Below are 19305 nucleotides of genomic sequence, written 5' to 3'. Positions count from 1 at the left end.
GGGTCGGATGAGGGCGCGGCCGCGTCCACGTATCGATATGCGTGGCGAGCCAAAGGATTTTGCCGTGCGGGCGTCGGCCCTCATCCGACCCTTGCTGACGCGAGGGCCACCTTCTCCCACTCGTGGGAGAAGGAGTCGCGCACGATGACTCCGCGAACCGTCTATAGTTCCCCATGCGCGTCGATCTCTTCGATTTCGAGCTTCCGCGAGACCGGATCGCGCTGCGTCCCGCCGAGCCGCGCGACAGCGCGCGTCTGCTCGTCGTTCCGCCGGACGGCGCCTTCCTCGAGCGCTCCATTCGTGATCTGACCGATTTTCTCGCGCCCGGCGATGCGCTCGTCGTCAATGACACGCGCGTCATTCACGCGCGCCTCTCCGGCTTTCGCGCGCGCGGCGAAACGCGCGCCCATATAGAGGCGACGCTGATCGAGCGCGTCGCGGCCGATCGCTGGCGCGCGCTCGTCAAGCCCGCGAAGAAGCTCGCCATCGGCGAGACCGTGTGCTTTGGAGCGGACGGCGCGCTGGCGGCGACGGCGCTCGAGAAGGGCGAGAATGGCGAGATATTGCTCGGCTTCTCGCTCGCGGGAGCCGCGCTGGACGAAGCCGTGGAGGCCGCCGGCGTCATGCCGCTGCCGCCCTATATCGCCGGCCAACGCGCCGCCGACGCGCGCGACGAGACCGATTATCAAACGCTGTTCGCCGCCAACGCCGGCGCCGTCGCCGCGCCGACGGCAGGGCTGCATTTCACGCCGCGCCTCGTCGAAGAGCTGCAGGCGAAAGGCGTATCGCTGCATCGCGTGACGTTGCATGTCGGCGCGGGGACGTTTCTTCCGGTGAAGGTCGAGGACACTGCAGAGCATAAGATGCATTCCGAATGGGGAGCGCTCGACGCCGCGACGGCGCAAGCGCTGAACGAGACGCGCGCGCGGGGAGGGCGCATCATCGCCGTGGGCACGACCGCATTGCGCGTGCTGGAGAGCGCGGCGCGCGAGGACGGAACGCTCGCGGAATTTGCGAGCGACACGGCGATCTTCATCACGCCCGGCTATCGGTTCCGCGCCGTCGATGCGCTGCTCACCAATTTCCATCTGCCGCGTTCGACGCTTTTCATGCTGGTCTGCGCCTTTGCCGGGCTCGAACGCATGCGTGCGGCCTATGCGCATGCGATCGCTTCCGGCTATCGCTTCTATTCCTACGGCGACGCTTGCCTGCTGCTGCGCAAATGAGCGAAGTCGCTTTCCTCGACGTGCGCGTGCTGGCGCTCTGGCGCGACGATCGCACCGAATGTCCGCTGACGCTCGATCTGCGCATAGACGCCGACAGCCGCCGCGTGATCTCGCATTGGGAGACTTTCGGCGCCTGCGATCTTTCCGGCGGCAAATGCCGGCCTTTCGTGCTGCGGCGCGACGGCGCTCTGGATTTCGGCATGGGCGCCGCGGAAGCGTGGCGTACTGATCTACGCAGCGTCGCGATCAAGGTCGGCGAGCGCTTCACCGTGCATTGGAACGAGCGCGATTTCGGCCTTTATGAGATCGTCAAAGTGGCGTCTCTCGGCGCCAAGAGCTGACAATGAGAGACGCATGACCGAGCAATTCGAATTTCGGCTACTCGCGAAGGACGGCGCGGCGCGGCGCGGCCTCGTCTCGACGCCGCGCGGCGAGATACGCACGCCGGCCTTCATGCCCGTGGGCACGGCGGCGACGGTCAAGGCGATGTTTCCGCAGGATGTGCGCGCGACCGGCGCCGATATCGTGCTCGGCAATGTCTATCATCTGATGCTGCGCCCGGGCGCGGAGCGCGTCGCCGCGCTCGGCGGGCTGCATAAATTCATGAATTGGCCGCATCCGATCCTCACCGATTCCGGCGGCTTTCAAGTGATGTCGCTATCGAAGCTGCGCAAGCTGAACGAGGAGGGCGTCGCCTTCCAATCCCATATCGACGGTTCGCGCCATATGCTGACGCCCGAGCGCTCTATGGAGATTCAGCGTCTGCTCGACTCCGACATTCACATGCAATTCGACGAATGCGTGCGCCTGCCTTGCACGGATGCGGAGGCTGAGCGCGCCATGCGCCTGTCGCTGCGCTGGGCGGAGCGCTCGCGCAAAGCTTTCGGCGACGCCAAAGGCAAGGCGCTCTTCGGCATAGTGCAGGGCGGCGCCTCGCCGCCGCTGCGCATAGAGAGCGCGAAGGCGCTGGCCGGCATGGATTTCCACGGCCTCGCCATAGGCGGCCTCGCGGTCGGCGAGCCGCAGGATGTGATGCTGGCGATGCTCGACATCGTCATCCCGCATCTGCCCGAGGAGAAGCCGCGTTATCTGATGGGCGTCGGCACGCCGGACGATATCGTGCAATCCGTGCTGCGCGGCGTCGATATGTTCGATTGCGTGATGCCGACGCGCGCCGGGCGCCATGGCCTCGCCTATACGCGCTTCGGCCGCGTAAATCTCCGTAATGCGCGTCATGCCGACGACGCCGCGCCGCTCGATGAAGGCGCCGCCTGCGCCTCTGCGCGCGATTATTCCCGCGCCTATCTGCATCATCTGGTGAAGGCGCAAGAAATCCTCGGCATGATGCTGCTGACGGAAATCAATGTCGCTTATTATCAGGAGCTGATGGCCGGGCTGCGCGAGGCGATAGAGCAGGGGCGCCTCGCTGATTTCATCGCGGAGACGAAGGAAGGCTGGGCGCGCGGAGAAGCCAAAGCGCTATAGTCGGCATGAACAAGGGTGATTCATGCCCCAAGCGCTCGCTCGCAATCTCGCCTGCTCGGCCGATACGACTCTCGAAGCAGAGCTGCTCGCCTTCGACGCTTTCGGCGCGCCGACGCGGCGGATAGAGGAGGAGGGCCTCCTCTATCTCGTCAATGAATTCTGGACCTCGGCGCAGCGGCAGGCGCATTCGCTGCACGAGATCAGCTATCGCGCCTGCTTCAAGCCGCAGCTGCCGGGCTTTTTCATCTCGCGTCTCACCTCGCCGGGCGAGGCTGTGCTCGATGCCTTCATGGGCCGCGGCACGACGCCGCTCGAGGCCGCGCTGCAAGGGCGGCGGCCCATGGGCGCGGATATCAATCCGCTCTCCATTCTGCTGACGCGCCCGCGCCTGGCGCCGCCGTCGCTCGCGGCCATAGAGAAACGCCTCGCCGAAATCCCTTGGGAGCAAGGCGCGGTCGAGCGCGACGATCTTCACGTCTTCTATCATCCCGAGACTTTGCGCCGCCTCTGCGCGCTGCGGCGTCATTTGCTCGAGCGCGACACGGATGAGATCGACGATTGGATTCGCATGGTCGCGATCAATCGCTTGACCGGCCATTCGCCCGGCTTTTTCTCGGTCTATTCGCTGCCGCCGAACCAGGCGGTTTCCGTCGAGGCGCAGGCCAAGATCAACGCCAAGCGCAAGCAGACGCCGCCCTTGCGCGATGTGGCGGCGCTCATCCTGCGTAAATCGCGCGCGCTGCTCGCCGATGGCGCGCCGCCGCCGCATCGGCCCGCCGTGCTCGCCACCAGCGAAGCCTGGCGCGCGCCCTATGCCGGCGACGCGGAAGTGCGGCTCGTCGTCACCTCGCCGCCCTTTCTGGATGTCGTGCAATATGCGAGCGACAATTGGCTGCGCAATTGGTTCGCCGGCGTCGATACGGATGCGGTGCGCATCTCCGCGCATCGCAGCGAGGCGGAATGGGAACGAATGGTGCGCGCTTGTCTCGCGGAATTCGCGCGCATCGTCGCGCCCGGCGGGCATGTGGCCTTCGAGGTCGGGGAGGTGCGCGGCGGCAAGGTGCTGCTCGAGCGGCTCGTCTGGCGCGCCGCCGAGGGGCTGCCTTTCGAGCGGCTATTCGTGCTGGTGAACAGCCAGAGCTTCACCAAGACCAGCAATTGCTGGGGCGTCGGCAATAACGCCAAAGGCACGAACACGAACCGCGTGGTGACGTTGCGGAGGATTTAGCGTCTCAGCCGACCAGCGCGAATGCTGGATGATAATCGACAGCGCCGAGCGCCATCGTCGACGCCAATGGCAGGGCCATGAAAAGCTCCGGCGGACCTCCAGCGAAGCGAAGTCCGGCATGGGACCGGAATCCGAAACGGCCGTAATATTTGGGCTCGCCGAAGACGACGCATCCGCCGGCGCCGGCGGCGCGGAGCAGCGCCAGGCCGGCATCGATCAGCGCGGCGGCGACGCCCTGGCGCCGATGCTCAGACAGCACGGCGACCGGTCCGAGGCCGAACCAGCCGAGCGCAGCTCCGTCGATCGTGACAGGCGAGATGGCGATATGGCCGACGATGAATTCGGCTTCGGCGACGAGCGAGATGGTCAGAGCGCCGGCCTCGCGCAGCGCGTCCACGAGCTCTCCCTCCCGCCCCTTGCTGAACGGATGGTCTCGGAAGGCGGCGCTGTGCACGTCGCCTATCGCGACGCGATCTGCTGCGCTCTCGTCTCGAATGAGCATGTGCGACGCCTTTGATCGGGCCGGTCCCTGGGCTAATACTGTCGGCATGCCGCGCTACCGTCAACGCCGAGCCGCCCCATGACCTCCAAAACCACCCGCGATATCGTCGCCGCCGCCGGCGCCTGCGTCGCTTGCACCGCCGCTGCCGCAGCGCTTCCGCTGGGCTTCGTGCGGCTCGCCGATCTCGCGCCGCAGATCGTGCAGGATATGCGCTACGCCGGCGCCGATAATTTCACGGGCCGCCCGGTGCCCGGCTATAAGGCCGCGCAATGCTGGCTGCGCGAGGATGCGGCGAAGGCGCTCATCGCCGTGCAGGGCGAGGCGAAGCGCCAAGGCTTCGAGCTCATCCTTTATGATTGCTACCGCCCGCGTCGCGCCGTCGCCGCCTTCATCGATTGGGCGAAAGGCCCGGACGAGAGCATGAAGGCGCAATATTATCCGCATGAGAACAAGCGCGACCTCTTCGCGCGCGGCTATATCGCCGAGAAATCCTCGCATTCGACCGGGCTCGCCGTCGATCTCGGCGTGCTGGGCTGGGATTTCGGCACGCCTTTCGACTTTTTCGACGAACGGTCCTGGACCGCCAACAAGGATGTGAGCAGCGAGGCGCAGGAGCATCGCCGCCGCCTCGAGACGCTGATGCGCAGCCACGGCTTCCACAATCTGCCGACCGAATGGTGGCACTTCGCCTTCACCGGCGCGGGCGCGGCGCCGAGCTTCGACGTGGAGATCGAATAATCAGCCGTCCGATCGTGAGCCCTCCTTGCCGAGCCGCTCGAACAAATAGCCGAGCATGCCGAGCGAGAGCTCGGTCTCCGGCGAGAAGACGCGGCCGATGTTCTCGAGCTCGAGCAGCTTCGCCTCCGCCTCGTCGCGGGCGCGCAGCGCGACGCCCACGTTGGGATTGACCCTTCTCGCCGCGGAGATCATCCGCTGGAGATCGCAGCTGTCGGCGGTCGTCGCGACGATCAGCTCGCTCGCCCGCGCGATATGCGCCTGGACCAGCGAGGCGGGCTCTGAGGCGTCGCCACAGACGGCGGCGATATCTTGCGCGCGTAGCGACTCCACCAGCTCGCGATTCTGCTCGATCACCACGAAAGGCGTGCGCCATTCGAGCAGCTTCTCGCCGATCCGACGGCCGACGCGCCCATAGCCGACCAGAACGATCTGACCGGTCAGTCGCGCATCGTCGACGCTCGCCGGCAATTCCGCGAGCGGATCCAAGGAGCGCGCTTTTTGTCCCAGCCGTACGCGAATCGGCTCGATCGCGACGAAAATCAGTGAATTGAGCGCAATGGAGACCAGCGCGCCGGCGAGAATGAGATTGCGGCCGTCCGGCGAGATGAGGCCGAGCGAGACGCCGAGCCCGGCCAGAATGAAAGAGAATTCGCCGATCTGCGCGAGGCTGGCGCCGACGGTCAGCGCCGTGTCCAGCGGATAGCGCAGCGCGAGGGTGAGGCCGACGGCGGCCAGCGTCTTGCCCACCATCACAATGCCGACGACGGCGAGCACGCGCCAGGGCTCCTCGACGAAAGCGCGCGGATCGAAGGCCATGCCGACCGAGACGAAGAACAGGACGGAGAAAGCGTCGCGCAGCGGCAGAGATTCGTCGGCGGCGCGATGGCTGAACTCGGATTCGCGCATCATCATGCCGGCGAAAAAGGCGCCCAGCGCGAAGGAGACGTCGAAGAGCTTGGCCGAGCCATAGGCGACGCCGATCGCCGTGGCGACGACGCAGAGCGTGAACAGTTCGCGCGAGCCGACGCCCGCCACCCAGAACAAGAGGCGCGGGAACAGCCAGCGCCCGACCACCAGCATCAAAATGACGAAGGCCGCCACTTTGGCGAGCGTCAGGCCGACGATCGGCCATAGATTCGTCTCGCCGGCCAGGGCGTCCGGATCGCCGCCGCCGAGCAGGCCGGCGGCCGGCGGCAGCAGCACCAGCAGCAGCACGGTCGCCAAATCCTCGACGACGAGCCAGCCGATGGCGATGCGGCCGTTGATCGTGTCCATCTCGCCGCGCTCCTCCAACGCGCGCAGCAGCACCACGGTGCTGGCGCAGGAGAGCGAGAGGCCGAATATCAGAGCAGCGCCGAAATGCCAGCCCCAATAGCTGGCGACGCCGACGCCCAGCGCCGTGGCGATAGCCATCTGCACCACCGCCCCCGGCGCGGCGATGCGACGGACGGAAAGGAGATCGTCGATCGAAAGATGCAGGCCGACGCCGAACATCAGCAGAATAATGCCGATCTCGGCGAGCTGATCGGCGAGGCCGACATCGGCCACGAAGCCGGGCGTCGCCGGGCCGATCAATATTCCGGCGAAGAGATAGCCGACGAGCGGGGAGAGCCGCAGCTTGGCGGCGATGAGCCCCATGAAAAGCGCGAGGCCGAGCGCGGCGGCGAGGGTCGTGACGAGATCGACGCCGTGTTGCATCTTCCCTCCTGGAAACAAGACCCTCGAATAGAGCAATTCGAGCGCCAGAGGAAAGGAGGGGGTCAGTCGGCGCTGGGCAGGCGGCGGATGGTGAATTCGATGCGGCCATCCTCGAGCTCTCGCCAGAACTCGATCTCGGTCATATAGGCGGCTTTGGGATAGAGGTCGAACCATTCGCGCGCCTTGGCGCGGGCCTCGCCGCGCTCGAGCGTGAAGGTCTCCCGGCGCCAGCTATCGCTGCGCGCGCTTTTGATGCTGCGGGCGCGATCGGCGAGCCGACGCGCCACGTCTCTCGGCTGTCTGGTCTCGACGCTCATACGCAACTCCCGCGGCCGACCGGGGAATGATAGCGCGCCGAGCGGTGAAAAGAAAAGCCGTACGCACGGACATGCAGCGGATTTTCCGCCTCGCGCGCGAGCGTGGGGCCTGCCGGCGCCTCTGGCCGCGGCGCGGCGGCGCCCTAGGATTTTCGCCGAGCGCCCCAGCGGAGCCGGACAGGAAATATGTCTCAAAATCGTCAGCCGCATATTTTGACCGCGGCCTCCAATCTGCTGGGCATCTGCTTCGTGCTGATCACCGGCCTCAAGATCAGCAAGGTGAGCGACAGCACGCTGCTCGACGAGGTGGCCATGGTCTCCGCGGTCGGCTTCGTCGGAGCCTGCCTCTTCTCCTTCGTCTCGCTGCTGCAGCTGCGGACGCCGCTCAATTATGAGCTGATCGCCGATCTTCTATTCGTCGTCGCCATGCTCTGCCTGTTCGCGGCGGTGCTGATGTTCGGACGCAGCCTGCTATAGCCTCGACGGGCGCAGCGCGTCGCGCGCCGCCTCCTCGACGAGCCGCGTCACCGTCGCCGGATCGCGCGGGAAGCCGGCGCGGATCCATTTCGCCTGCAATTCCTTCAGCACGGCGCCCAATGCGCGGCCGGGCGTGAGCCCGCGCGCCATGAGATCGGCGGCCTTCACGGGAAAATCCGGCGCCGGGGTCTCGGCGAGGAAACGCGCGCCCCGCAGCCAGAATTCCGCATCGGCGGCGGCGGGGCTCTCCGCATGGACCAGCGCCAGCGCATCGCGGGCGGCTCCGCGGCCTTGCTCGAAGAGGAGCCGCAGCAGCTCCAGCTCCCGCGGCGGCGAGGCCGCGCCATGGAGCCCTTCCAGCAGACGCGCCGCATGGGCGAGGCGGCGATGCTCGGCGTTGGAGAGCCGCAGCCGATCGCGCAGCCGATCGGCGTCCTCGGGAATGAGAACGCAGAGCGCGCCGAGGCGCAGCAGCGGATCGGCGGCGTGGGAGAGCGCCGCCTCGACCGCGACCAGACGCTCGAGCCGCGCCGGAAAGCTCGCGCCGACGACGACCTCGAGCACGCCCGCCTGCGAGATTTCGCGCGCCACCTCGACCGCCCGCGGCGCGGCGAGCAGCTTCAGCGTCTCGGCGCGGATGCGCTCGCCGGAGAGCTTGGCGAGGCTCGCGCGGGCGATGATCGCCGCATGCAATCCGGCTGCGTCCAGCGGTCCCTCGCCGAAAGCGGCGTGAAAGCGGAAGAAGCGCAGCACGCGCAAATGATCCTCGGCGATGCGCGTCGAAGGATCGCCGATAAAGCGCACGCGGCGCGCCTCTATATCCTCGCGTCCGCCAGTGTAATCATGCAGCCGCCCGTCCGGCGAGAGAGACAGCGCATTGATGGTGAAGTCGCGGCGCAGCGCGTCCTTCTCGAAATCATCGCCGAAGCGCACCTTGGCGTGGCGGCCGAAGGTCTCGACATCCTCGCGCAGCGTCGTCACCTCGAAGGGCGTTCCCTCGACGACGATCGTCACCGTGCCGTGATCTATGCCGGTCGGCACGCTCTTGAGCCCCGCCGCCTCGGCCGCCTTGGTCACGGCCTCGGGCAGAGCGGCGGTGGCGAGGTCGATCTCATGCGGCGGACGGCCGAGCAGCGAGTCGCGCACGGCGCCGCCGACGATGCGCGTCTCGCCGCCGGTGGCGCGCAGGGCCTCGAGCAGGCGGATGATCTTGGGATTGTCGAGCAGGCGGTTCGGCAAATCACTGAAAGCGGCCGGGCGCGAGCCGGCCGTCCTCTATATGCGCCGGGACATAGGTCCCTTCGTTGCGCGGCGACAACAGCGCGAGAAAAATAAAGCCGGCGACGCCGATGGCGAGGCCGGCGATGGTCAGCGACGAGACGACGCCGCGCGTCCATAGCGCGGCCACGAAAGGCCAGCGCCGACGCGCCAGAAGATAGACCGCATAGGCGACGAAAGGCGTGACGAAGAGCAACGCCGGTTGAACGATGACCCGCCACATTGGGACGCCTCGCACGAAGGGCGATTTTCTCGGGGTGGGAATCGCCGCGCTGAACCTCGCGCGATCATAGCACGCGGCGAAGGCGCGCCGAGCGCGGCTAACTTTAGCGCAGTTACAAATAATTAGCCTTGCTCACAAACTCTCTGCCGGGAATCGTCTCAATTTTTTGAAAAGGATTTGGGGTCATTCTCGCTTCCAATTTTTCCCGAGCCCCTTGTGTCCCGGGCTCCCGCGAATGTCTCTCGTTCGCTCATAGACGACGGTGCGGATCCAAATCCGCGGCATGACGCCATCACCGTCGAGCCGGTTGGACTCCGGCCTGTCCTCCCCGCCATTCGGAAGGAGCGCTCGTTCGCGCGCGTTTCGTCGCACCATGGAGTCCCGCATGCGCAGACCGGCGCCTCGCTCATTCGCCGACGATTCCTTCGGCTCCGTCGCCGTCATTTTCGGCATTTCCGCGCTTGCTCTGGTGGGCGCGGTGGGGCTCGGGATCGACACTTATCGCGTGCAGAACACGCAAGCGGGGCTGAAGCGGGTCGCCGACGCGACTTGCCGGCAGATCTCCAGCGCCTCGACGGTGAATTACCCGACCTCGGGCGACGTCGTCGCCATGGCGCGGCGCTACGCCACGGGCGAGCTCGGCTCCAATTCTTCGACCTCCGGCGCTTCCGTCTCCCTCACCGATGCGGGCTCGACCTATTCGCTGGCCTTGACGCAGACGGTGCGCTCGACCTTAGGCGCGGCGCTCGGCTATCGCGGCTCCGATCTCGCCGTGCGCGCGCAATGCGCCAAGACCTCGACGACGCAATATCAATGCACGGGCGGCTCCTATATCTACGCCGCCAATAATGTCGCCGGCCAGACGCTCGCCATGAGCAAGCTCGCGGCGCTCTCGCAGACGTCGAGCCCCACGCAATATGTCGTGAGCTACGCCAGTCTCGATTCGTCGAACGCCACTCAGCTGCTCTCGCGCAATGTGATCAGCGCCGATTACGTCATTCCCGCCGCCACGGCCGCCGCCACCAGCGTCTTCGTCCATGACGTCAACAAGGACGGAAGCATGCCACAATTCTGCGAGGACGCTCTGCCATACACGTCCTCGTCCAGCTCGAGCGGCGGCTCGTCGAGCTCCGGCGGGTCGTCATCGGCCTATTGCTCCGCCAGCGCCTATGTGCGCTCCGCGCGCACGGAGACGATGAGCAATTCCAGCTATTCGGGAACCGTCTCCCTCTCGCCGTCGCCGTCCGCCGGGCTCTCGACCCTCACGCTCACGACGACCGTGCTGAATGGCGCGAAATCCGGCCCCTATACGGTGACATTCAACGTGTCGAAGGGCTTCGCCGCTTCAGCCTCGGTGACGCAGGTGACGGGCGCTGGCGGCGCGGTCTACACGACCACCGACGAGCAGGCCTATCTCTTCAATGTCGCAGCCGGTAAATTCGGCACCATGATGACCGACGTCGTCGGCGCCGGATGGAAGCTCGTCTATGTGAAAAGCCATACGGACGCGGTCTGGGAGGATCTCAACGGCGCCTGCAACGACATCAGCTCGCCGATCGCGCTCGATCTCATCGGCCTCGGACGCATAGAAACGACCGGAGTCTCGACGGCGATCGACGCCATTCGCCGGGCGGTCGGACGCACGGTCTCGCTGCGCACGCCGGACGGTCCGACGCGCATCGAATGGCTCACCGGCAATGGGCAAGGTTTCCTCGTCGACAATCGCGACGGCCGCGCCGAGACGGACATGTCCTCTGCGCGTCTCTTCGGCCCGACCGACACGACGTCGGATGGGTTCGAGACGCTCGCCAAGCTCGATCATAGCGGCTCCGGCGTCCTGACGGGCCGCGACCTCGAAGGTCTCGCTGTGTGGATCGACGACGGCGACGGAATCGTGCAGCGCGGCGAGATCGAGACTCTCGCCGCGCTCGGCGTCACCGCGATCGACGCCAATTGGAAAAAGACGATCGACGCCGACGGCCATATGAAGATGCAGTCTCACGCCATTCGCAATGGCGCGCCGATCATGATCGAGGACATATGGCTCGCGACCGCGAGAGACGCGCAAATCGCCGCCGCGACGGAGGCGGGCAAGTGAAGCAGCGAGGGAAACAGCTAGGGAAGACGCGCGCGAGAACGTTCGCGCGCAATTGCTCCGGCGCGAGCGTGGTCGAATTCGCCTTCTTGTCGCCCGTGCTGATCTTCACCGTGATCTCGGTGATCCAGCTCGGCATCAATTACATGGAGACGAGCGCGATTCAGACCGGCGCCTTCCTGCTCGCCCGCGCGATCAGCTCCTCCTCCTCGCCGCCGACCGACGCGGCATCCGCGAAGACCATCGTGCTCGGCGCCAATATGGCGACGCAGAAGGCGCAGGATGTGATCGTCTCCGTCTCGCCGCTCTCGACGACGGCCATGGCCTCCATGCCGACGCAACCGACGGCGGACAGCTTCTCGCTGCCGGGGGCGTCCTCGGCCGTGCTGGTTCGCGTCGTCGCCAAGCGCACGAGCCTCGTGCCGTTCAATCTGCTCGCCAACAATGTCTGGTCGAGCATAGTGAACAAGAAGATCGATTATTCCGTCGTCACGGTGACGCCCAATGCGTGAGCGCGCTTTTGCACGCTTCGGTTTTCGTGGACATCGCGCGCGGAGCGGCATCGTCGCGGTCGAGTTCGGATTGCTCGCGCCGGTTCTCGTCATGCTGATGCTCGGCGTCGTCGAGAGCTGCCGGGCCTTGCTCGCCTATCGCAATGTCGCGCAAATGACCGAATCCCTCGCCTGGACGGCGCAGACGCTCGTCACGCCGGCGACGTCGACCGCCAACGCCTCGCTTCCAACCAGCGCGAAAACCATTCTCGGAAACATTATTTTTGTGATGCAGGGCGCCACGGCGCCCGCCAACCTCAATGTGTCGGTGCGATATTTGGCAAAATCCATGACCAGCGGCTCGATCTCGGAAACCGTGCTCTACATGACGGCGACGGCGCCGACCGCCAATAATTCGGGCATCACCACCAATATGATGAGTGGCGACACGCGCATCGTCGCGCAGAGCGTCTATGTCTATAATCTCCTGATCGGGATCAGCGTCTCCTTATCCTCGCGCTATTCCCTCTGAGCGCGGTTGCGAGCGTCAAAAAGCCATTTTTGCCGGCGAACCCGTCTGTCCGGGCGCGCCGCGCCTCCGGCCGAAATTAAACATTCTTTAACGTCGACAAGCGTCCTTTCCGGCTTATCCTAGGGGGAAACTGCGACGCGGCCGTCGTCGCCGATCGAAGGACAGTCAATGACCGAGCAAGATTTGGCGAGCGCTCCCGCCGCCGCAGCCGAGCGTGTCTTGGAAGAGATCGGCCGCGCCCGCGCCGCCGTCTCCACCGTGATCTTCGGTCAGGAGGAGGCGGTCGAGCAGGCGCTCGTCACTCTGCTCGCCGGCGGACACGGCCTGCTCGTCGGCGTGCCGGGCCTCGCCAAGACCAAGCTCGTCGAGACATTGGGCCGCGTGCTCGGTCTCGATGAGCGGCGCGTGCAATTCACACCTGATCTTCTGCCGGCCGATATTCTGGGCTCCGAGGTGCTCGAGGAGACCGCCGATAAAAAGCGCGTCTTCCGCTTCGTCAAAGGCCCGATCTTCGCGCAATTGCTGATGGCGGACGAGATCAACCGCGCCTCTCCGCGCACGCAATCGGCGCTGCTGCAGGCGATGCAGGAATATCATGTGAGCGTCGCCGGCGAGCGCCACGATCTGCCGCGGCCCTTCCATGTGCTGGCGACGCAAAATCCGCTGGAGCAGGAGGGAACTTATCCTCTGCCGGAGGCGCAGCTCGATCGTTTTCTTCTCCAGATCGACGTCGATTATCCCGACCGCGCCAGCGAGCGGCGCATATTGCTGGAGACGACGGGCGATCGTGTGATCGAGGCGCGCAAGACTCTCTCTGCGCAGGAGCTGATCGCGGCGCAGAGGCTGGTGCGGCAATTGCCGGTCGGCGACAAGGTCGTCGATGCGATACTCGATCTCGTGCGCGCCGCGCGGCCGGGGGAGGGCGATCCAGAGATCGCGCCCCATGTCGCCTGGGGTCCCGGCCCGCGTGCGGCGCAGTCCCTCATGCTCGCAACGCGCGCCCGCGCGCTGCTCGCCGGGCGGCTGTCGCCGTCGCTGGACGATGTGGCCGCGCTCGCCGCGCCGGCGCTACGCCATCGCATGGCGCTGACCTTCGCCGCGCGCGCGCAGGGCAAGACCATCGCCGGCCTCGTCGAGAAGCTCGTCTCGAGGATCGGCTGAGGTGGCGGCGGGACCGGCGGTTTCCACCGAGGCTTTCGACATTGCCGAGCGGCTCGCGCCGAGCGCCCGCGGCATAGACGCCACCGAGCTGGCCAGCCGGCTGCCGGATATCGTCATCCGCGCGCGGGAAGTGGCGGCGACCGTCGTCCACGGCGCGCATGGCCGCCGCCGCGCCGGGACGGGCGAGAATTTTTGGCAGTTCCGGCCCTTCGGCGCCGGCGAGGCGGCGCATCGCATCGACTGGCGCCGTTCCGCTCGCGACGACCGTCTCTTCGTGCGCGAGCGGGAATGGGAGGCCGCCCATTCCTATTATCTGTGGATGGACTGCTCGCCCTCCATGGGCTTCGTCTCCTCTCTGGCGATGGAGCCAAAGCTCGATCGCGCATTGACGCTCGGCCTCGCGCTCGCCGACGTGCTCATGCGCGGCGGCGAAAGGATCGGGCTGCTCGGCCTCACCCACCCCATGTCGACGCGCGATATCATCGAGCGACTCGCGCAGGCGCTCGTCGCAGCAGGCGGCGCGGCGCGCGGCGAATTGCCGGAGGCGGCGGCTCTGCCCGGCGGCGCCAAGGCTCTGCTCATTTCCGACTTCCTCTGCGATCCGCAGGCGCTTTCCGAACGTCTGACGACGCTCGCGGGAAATGGCGCTGCGGGCGCGCTGCTGATGATCGCCGATCCGGTGGAGGAGACATTCCCCTTCGAAGGCGAGACGATCTTTCTCGACACGGACAGTCGCGCGCAGCTGCGCGCCGGCCGCGCCCAATCCTGGCGGGAGGCCTATGTCGAGCGTCTCGCGCGGCATAGGGACGAGATCGCCAAAGCCGCCGCCGATGTCGGCTTCTCGCTTCATATCCACCGAACCGACCGGCCTGCGGCGGAGGCGGCGCTTTCTTTGAGCTTCGCGCTCGCCTCTGGATTGGAGCGCGTCTGATGGGCCTCACCTTCGCCGCGCCGCTCGCGCTTATCGGGCTGCTCGCTCTGCCCGCCATCTATTTTCTGCTGCGGGTGACGCCGCCGCGCCCGCGCGAGATCGTCTTCCCGCCGATCCGCCTGCTCTTCGATCTGCTGCGCCGCGAGGAGACGCCCGCGCGCACGCCCTGGTGGCTATTGGCGCTGCGCCTCGCGCTCGCGGGCCTCGCCGTTCTGGCCATGGCCGGCCCGGCGATCACGCCGACGGCGACCGCCTCCTTCTCCGGCGCGCCGCTGCTGATCGCGATCGACGACGGTTGGGCGGCGGCGCCGGATTTCGACGCCCGCCTCGAGGCGGCGCGCGCTCTCGCCGCCGACGCCGCGCGTTCCGGCGCGACGATCGCTCTGCTGCCCATGTCGCAGGCCGACGCCGCGCCGACGCCAGAGGACGGCGGCAAGATCGACGAGCGCCTGCGCGCGCTCACGCCGCAGCCCTATGCGCCGGACCGCGCCGCCGCCGCCGCCCGGCTCGCCGAATTCGCCGCCGCCCATCCGCATGGGCGCATCGTCTGGATCGCCGATGGATTGGCGCAGGGCGGGGCGAGCCAATTCGCCAAAGCGCTGACCTCGGCCGCCGCCGCTGGCGCGAATGTCGAGACGCTGACCAGCGATCATGTTCCGCGCGCGCTTCTCGCGCCGCAGAACGCCGCCGCCGGCCTCGAGGTGGAGGTCGCGCGCGCCTCCGCCGCCGCCCCGGCGTCGGGTTCCGTTTCCGCCTTCGACCAGCAGGGACGCGTGCTGGCGCAGGCGCATTTCGATTTCGGCGCGGGAGAAAAAGCGAAAGCGCGTTTCGATCTGCCGATCGAGCTGCGCAATGAGGCCTCGCTGCTGCGCCTCGACGGCGAGGCTTCGGCCGGCGCCGTGGCGCTGCTCGACGGTCGCTCCAAGATTCGCCGCGTCGCCGTGCTGAGCGGCGTGAGCGCCGATCTCGCGCAGCCTTTGCTGGAGCCGCAATATTATCTGCAAAAAGCCTTTGCGCCTTTCGCCGAGGTGCGCGAGCCGCGGCCGGGCGCCGCCGATCCTTTGCCCGGCCTCATCGCCGAGCAGCCCAATATCGTCGCCCTCGCCGATGTCGGCGCTCTGCCGCCGGACGCGCATGAGGCGCTGGTCCGTTTCGTCGAGGAGGGCGGCGTGCTCTTGCGCTTCGCCGGCGCGCGCCTCGCCAACGCCGGCGACGATCTCACCCCCGTGCGCCTGCGGCGCAACGGACGCGTGCTCGGCGGCGCCATGTCCTGGGACACGCCGAAGAAGCTCGCGCCCTTCGATCCGGCGAGTCCTTTCTACGGGCTCGCGGTTCCCGAGGAGGTGACAGTGACGCGGCAGGTTCTCGCCGAGCCGGAGCAGGGCCTGCCGGCCAAGACCTGGGCCGCGCTCACCGACGGCACGCCGCTCGTCACCGCCGAGCGGCGCGGCAAAGGGCTCATCGTGCTGTTTCATGTGAGCGCCGACGCCGCTTGGTCCAATCTGCCGATCTCCGGCCTCTTCATCGACATGCTGCACAGGATCGCCGCCGAGAGCGGCGAGGCCGCCGCACGCCGGGCCGAGGACGGCCCGCGCAGCGATGCGCCGGCTCTGGCGCCGCTCGTCACTCTGGACGGACGCGGCCGTCTCGGCGCGCCGCCGCCGACCGCCCGGCCGATCGCCGGCGACTATGACGGCGGCTCCGGCCGCGAGCATCCGCCCGGCTTCTATGGCGCCGCCGATGCGCCCATCGCCGTGCAGCCGCTGCGCGCGAGCGACGAATTGCGCGCCTTCGATTTCGCCGGGCAGGGGCTCTCGGTCTCAGCGCTGCGCGCCGGCGCGCCGATCGATCTGCGCCCCTTTCTGCTCGCGCTGGTCTTTATCGCGCTGCTCGCCGATTGGCTGATCCTGCTGTCAATGTCTGGCGCATTGCGCCGCGCCGCGCCGATCGCCCTGGGCGCTTTTTGCGCGCTCGCTGTTCTGAGCGCCGCGCCGCAGAGCGCTCGCGCCAAGGACGCGCCCACCGCCGCTTCGCCTCGCGACCGCGAGGCGGCGCTGACCACAAGGCTCGCCTATGTCGTCTCCGGCGACGCGCGCGTCGACGAGACCAGCAAGCTCGGCCTCGAGGCTCTATCGCGCGCGCTCAATCAGCGCACATCCTTCGCGCCTGGAGCGCCCGTCGGCGTCGATCCCGCGCGCGACGAATTGGCCTTCTATCCCATGCTCTATTGGCCGATCGTCGCTTCCGCGCCGCTGCCTTCGGCGCAGACCGTCGCCAAGATCGGCGTCTATCTGAAGCAGGGCGGCACCATTGTCTTCGACACGCGCGACGCGCTCACCGCGCATGAGGGCGGGCCGCCGACGCCGGAGACGCAATGGCTGCGCGATCTCACGCGCAATCTCGACATTCCGCCGCTCGAAGTCACGCCGCGCGATCATGTCATCACCAAGACCTTCTATTTGCTCGACGGCTTCTTCGGCCGCACGATCAACGGCAAGACCTGGGTCGAGGCGCTGCCGCCAGAGAGCAAGGACGATCCCGCGCGCCCCGTGCGCGCGACCGATAGCGTGTCCTCTGTGGTGATAACCTCCAATGATCTCGCCGGCGCCTGGGCGGCGGATCGCAATGGCCAGCCGCTCTACACGTTGACGCCCGGCGGCGCGCGTCAGCGCGAGCTCGCCATACGCGGCGGCGTCAATCTGGTGATGTACACGCTGACCGGCAATTACAAATCCGATCAGGTCCATGTCCGCGACCTATTGGAGCGGCTCGGCCAATGAGCGAGCTGTCCCTCTCCTTCACGCCGTTGCTACCCTGGCCCGCGCTCGCCGCGCTGAGCGTGGCTGCGATTATCATCGCGCTTTTGTCTCTGCGCGCCGGCGGGCGCGGCGCGCCGCTGCGCCTTGCGACATTGGCGCTCGTGCTGCTGGCGCTCACCGATCCTTCATTGGTGCGCGAGCAGCGCGAGCCTCTGAGGACAATCGTTCCCATCGTGCTCGATCGCAGCGAGAGCCAGAGCTTCGGCGAGCGCATGGCGCAGACCGAGGCGGCGAAGGCGGCGCTCGAGCCGGCGCTGCAAAAGCTCGGCGATATAGAGCCGCGCTTCATCGACGCCGCACGTCCCGGCGCCGAGGCCGACGGGACGAGATTGTTCCAGGCTCTGGAAGAGGGGCTGAAGGACGTTCCGCGCGAGCGCATCGGCGCCGCGATCATGGTGACGGACGGAATCGTTCACGACATTCCGGCGAACGCCGCCGCGCTCGGCTTCAAGGCGCCGCTGCATGTGCTCGTCACCGGCCATGAGGGCGAGCGCGACCGCAGGCTCGAGCTGGTCGAGGCGCCGCGCTTCGGCATTGTCGGCAAGGATCAGACGATCCGCGCCCGCGTCGTCGACAGCAATCTCGGCGGGACGGAGCCGGTCGTCATCACGACGCGCCGCGACGGGCAGGCGCTCGAGCCCATCGTCGCGCGGGCCGGCGAAATCGTCGACATTCCGCTGCGCGTCGAGCATGGCGGCGCCAATGTCGTCGAGCTCAAGGTGGAGGCGCTGCCCGGCGAGCTGACCGCCGTCAACAATAAGGCCGTCGTCACCATAGAGGGCGTGCGCGACAAGCTGAAGGTTCTGCTCGTCTCCGGCGAGCCGCATCCCGGCGAGCGCAGCTGGCGCAATCTTCTGCGCTCCGACGCCAATGTCGATCTCGTGCATTTCACGATTTTGCGGCCGCCGGAGAAGCTCGACGGCACGCCGCCGCACGAGCTCTCATTGATCGCTTTTCCGACGGCCGATCTCTTCGGGCGCAAGATCAACGAGTTCGATCTCATCATCTTCGATCGCTATTCGAACCAGACGATCCTGCCCTCCGTCTATTTCGACAACATCCTCCACTATGTCGACAATGGCGGCGCCTTTCTTGTCGCGACGGGGCCGGATTTCGCGACGGTGCAGGGGCTCTATTATTCGCCGCTGGAGAGCATCATTCCGGCGCGGCCGGACGGCTCGCTCTATGAGCGCGCCTTTCGCGCCCATGTGAGCAAGGATGGCGAGAAGCACCCGGTCACGCGCGGGCTAGAGGGCGCGCGGAGCAATCCTCCCGCCTGGGGCGATTGGTTCCGCCAGGTCGATGCGGAAGTGGTGAAGGGCAATTCCATCCTCACCGGCGCCAATGACAAGCCGCTGCTCGTGCTCTCACGTGAGGGCAAGGGTCGCGTCGCCGCTCTGCTCACGGATCAGATGTGGCTGTGGGCGCGCGGCTATGAGGGCGGCGGCCCGCATGTCGATCTGATGCGCCGCCTCGCTCATTGGCTGATGAAGGAGCCCGATCTCGAGGAGGAGGCTCTGCGCGCCAGCGCCCACGGCCATGACATCGCCATCGAGCGCCAGAGCCTCGAGGAGAAGATCGACACGGTGACGATGACGACGCCCTCCGGCGCGACGTCGCAGATCGCGCTCGCGCCCGCCGAGCCCGGCCTCGCGCGCGCGCATCATGCGGCGAAGGAGATGGGGCTCTATCGCTTTCAGAGCGGCGAGCTGACGGCGCTGGTCAATGTCGGCCCGGAGAATCCGCGCGAGTTTCGCGAGGTGGTCTCCACCACCGAGAAGCTGAAGCCTCTCGCCGAGGCAAGCGGCGGCACGGTGCGACGTCTGTCGAAAGACGCGAGCGGCGCCGTCACGCTGCCGCGCGTGGTGGAGATGCGCGAAGCTTCGGTCTTCGGCGGCGCCGATTACATCGGCGTGAAGCGCACTGGCGCGAGCGAGCTCAAGGGCGTCGAGACGGCGCCGCTCGCGATCGGCCTCTGGGGCCTCGCGGCGCTGCTCGGCATGATCGTGCTGGCTTGGGGCTGGGAAGGACGGGGCTGGGAAGGACGGCGCTGACGCGAAAACGCCCCGCCTGTTCATCCGAGGTCGGGGCGTCTCATGCGAGC

The 19305-nt window shown here is 67.1% G+C and carries 18 protein-coding genes; 13 read left to right on the top strand and 5 right to left on the bottom strand.

Going from position 1 to position 19305, the window contains the following annotated elements; translation table 11 throughout:
- Positions 1 to 173: 173 nt before the first annotated feature.
- From queA to A1351_RS02390, 4 genes are read left to right on the top strand one after another with little or no spacing between them, the layout of a single operon-like run.
- Positions 174 to 1226: a tRNA preQ1(34) S-adenosylmethionine ribosyltransferase-isomerase QueA gene (gene queA / locus A1351_RS02405; RefSeq protein WP_024880007.1), complete on the top strand. Its 1053-nt coding sequence runs from the start codon at positions 174 to 176 to the stop codon at positions 1224 to 1226.
- Positions 1223 to 1567, top strand: coding sequence for a hypothetical protein (locus tag A1351_RS02400; RefSeq protein ID WP_024880006.1), 345 nt, complete (start codon positions 1223 to 1225; stop codon positions 1565 to 1567). Before queA ends, A1351_RS02400 begins: the two co-directional genes overlap by 4 nt.
- Before the next feature lie 13 nt (positions 1568 to 1580).
- Entirely contained in the window at positions 1581 to 2711 is a 1131-nt protein-coding gene (tgt, locus tag A1351_RS02395; RefSeq protein ID WP_024880005.1) for a tRNA guanosine(34) transglycosylase Tgt, read from the top strand.
- Positions 2712 to 2733: 22 nt separating this feature from the next.
- Positions 2734 to 3939, top strand: a complete 1206-nt coding sequence (locus tag A1351_RS02390) for a DNA methyltransferase (protein WP_064032047.1) — start codon at positions 2734 to 2736, stop codon at positions 3937 to 3939.
- Between the two features lie 4 nt (positions 3940 to 3943).
- Here the strand turns inward: A1351_RS02390 and A1351_RS02385 are convergent, their stop codons facing one another.
- A complete protein-coding gene (locus A1351_RS02385) occupies positions 3944 to 4441 on the bottom strand; it encodes a GNAT family N-acetyltransferase (protein WP_024880003.1) in 498 nt (165 codons plus the stop codon).
- 78 nt (positions 4442 to 4519) lie between these two features.
- On the opposite strand from A1351_RS02385, the gene A1351_RS02380 reads away from it, so the two are divergent.
- On the top strand, positions 4520 to 5179 hold the full coding sequence (locus tag A1351_RS02380) for a M15 family metallopeptidase (protein WP_024880002.1): 660 nt from the start codon (positions 4520 to 4522) through the stop codon (positions 5177 to 5179).
- On the opposite strand, the gene A1351_RS02375 is transcribed toward A1351_RS02380, so the two are convergent.
- Together A1351_RS02375 and A1351_RS02370 are read right to left on the bottom strand one after the other, a co-directional pair.
- A complete protein-coding gene (locus A1351_RS02375) occupies positions 5180 to 6877 on the bottom strand; it encodes a cation:proton antiporter (RefSeq protein WP_024880001.1) in 1698 nt (565 codons plus the stop codon). It lies immediately after the preceding gene.
- A gap of 62 nt (positions 6878 to 6939) precedes the next feature.
- A complete protein-coding gene (locus tag A1351_RS02370) occupies positions 6940 to 7194 on the bottom strand; it encodes a hypothetical protein (RefSeq protein ID WP_024880000.1) in 255 nt (84 codons plus the stop codon).
- A 186-nt stretch (positions 7195 to 7380) separates the two neighbouring features.
- On the opposite strand from A1351_RS02370, the gene A1351_RS02365 reads away from it, so the two are divergent.
- Positions 7381 to 7671 (top strand): hypothetical protein, encoded by a 291-nt coding sequence (locus tag A1351_RS02365; RefSeq protein WP_024879999.1) that lies wholly within the window; start codon positions 7381 to 7383, stop codon positions 7669 to 7671.
- Here the strand turns inward: A1351_RS02365 and A1351_RS02360 are convergent.
- Together A1351_RS02360 and A1351_RS02355 are read right to left on the bottom strand one after the other, a co-directional pair.
- Positions 7666 to 8910 carry a CCA tRNA nucleotidyltransferase gene (locus tag A1351_RS02360; protein ID WP_024879998.1) on the bottom strand — a complete coding sequence of 415 codons (1245 nt, stop codon included), beginning with the start codon at positions 8908 to 8910 and terminating at the stop codon, positions 7666 to 7668. The genes A1351_RS02365 and A1351_RS02360 overlap by 6 nt on opposite strands.
- A gap of 1 nt (position 8911) precedes the next feature.
- Complete coding sequence (locus tag A1351_RS02355) at positions 8912 to 9172, bottom strand: DUF6111 family protein (protein WP_024879997.1); 261 nt, start codon at positions 9170 to 9172, stop codon at positions 8912 to 8914.
- A 385-nt stretch (positions 9173 to 9557) separates the two neighbouring features.
- Between A1351_RS02355 and A1351_RS02350 the strand changes: the two genes are divergently transcribed.
- From A1351_RS02350 to A1351_RS02320, 7 genes are all read left to right on the top strand, one after another.
- Complete coding sequence (locus A1351_RS02350) at positions 9558 to 11270, top strand: TadE/TadG family type IV pilus assembly protein (protein WP_064032046.1); 1713 nt, start codon at positions 9558 to 9560, stop codon at positions 11268 to 11270.
- A gap of 68 nt (positions 11271 to 11338) precedes the next feature.
- Positions 11339 to 11779: a TadE/TadG family type IV pilus assembly protein gene (locus tag A1351_RS02345; RefSeq protein ID WP_134188067.1), complete on the top strand. Its 441-nt coding sequence runs from the start codon at positions 11339 to 11341 to the stop codon at positions 11777 to 11779.
- Positions 11772 to 12290: a TadE/TadG family type IV pilus assembly protein gene (locus A1351_RS02340; protein ID WP_024879994.1), complete on the top strand. Its 519-nt coding sequence runs from the start codon at positions 11772 to 11774 to the stop codon at positions 12288 to 12290. The genes A1351_RS02345 and A1351_RS02340 overlap by 8 nt, the downstream gene beginning before the upstream one ends.
- A 168-nt stretch (positions 12291 to 12458) precedes the next feature.
- Positions 12459 to 13451 (top strand): MoxR family ATPase, encoded by a 993-nt coding sequence (locus A1351_RS02335; RefSeq protein ID WP_024879993.1) that lies wholly within the window; start codon positions 12459 to 12461, stop codon positions 13449 to 13451.
- 1 nt (position 13452) lies between these two features.
- The gene (locus A1351_RS02330; RefSeq protein ID WP_024879992.1) at positions 13453 to 14382 is read left to right on the top strand and encodes a DUF58 domain-containing protein; all 930 of its coding nucleotides are present in this window, start codon (positions 13453 to 13455) and stop codon (positions 14380 to 14382) included.
- Positions 14382 to 17162, top strand: coding sequence for a DUF4159 domain-containing protein (locus tag A1351_RS02325; RefSeq protein ID WP_083967030.1), 2781 nt, complete (start codon positions 14382 to 14384; stop codon positions 17160 to 17162). Before A1351_RS02330 ends, A1351_RS02325 begins: the two co-directional genes overlap by 1 nt.
- The gene (locus A1351_RS02320) at positions 17159 to 19255 is read left to right on the top strand and encodes a hypothetical protein (RefSeq protein ID WP_064032045.1); all 2097 of its coding nucleotides are present in this window, start codon (positions 17159 to 17161) and stop codon (positions 19253 to 19255) included. Before A1351_RS02325 ends, A1351_RS02320 begins: the two co-directional genes overlap by 4 nt.
- Positions 19256 to 19305: the final 50 nt, after the last annotated feature.

The organism is Methylosinus sp. R-45379 (assembly GCF_001644125.1).
In the GTDB taxonomy this organism is placed as follows: Bacteria; Pseudomonadota; Alphaproteobacteria; order Rhizobiales; family Beijerinckiaceae; genus Methylosinus.
Note: the sequence above shows the minus strand (reverse complement) of the source record. Positions and strands in the feature narration are given on the sequence as shown.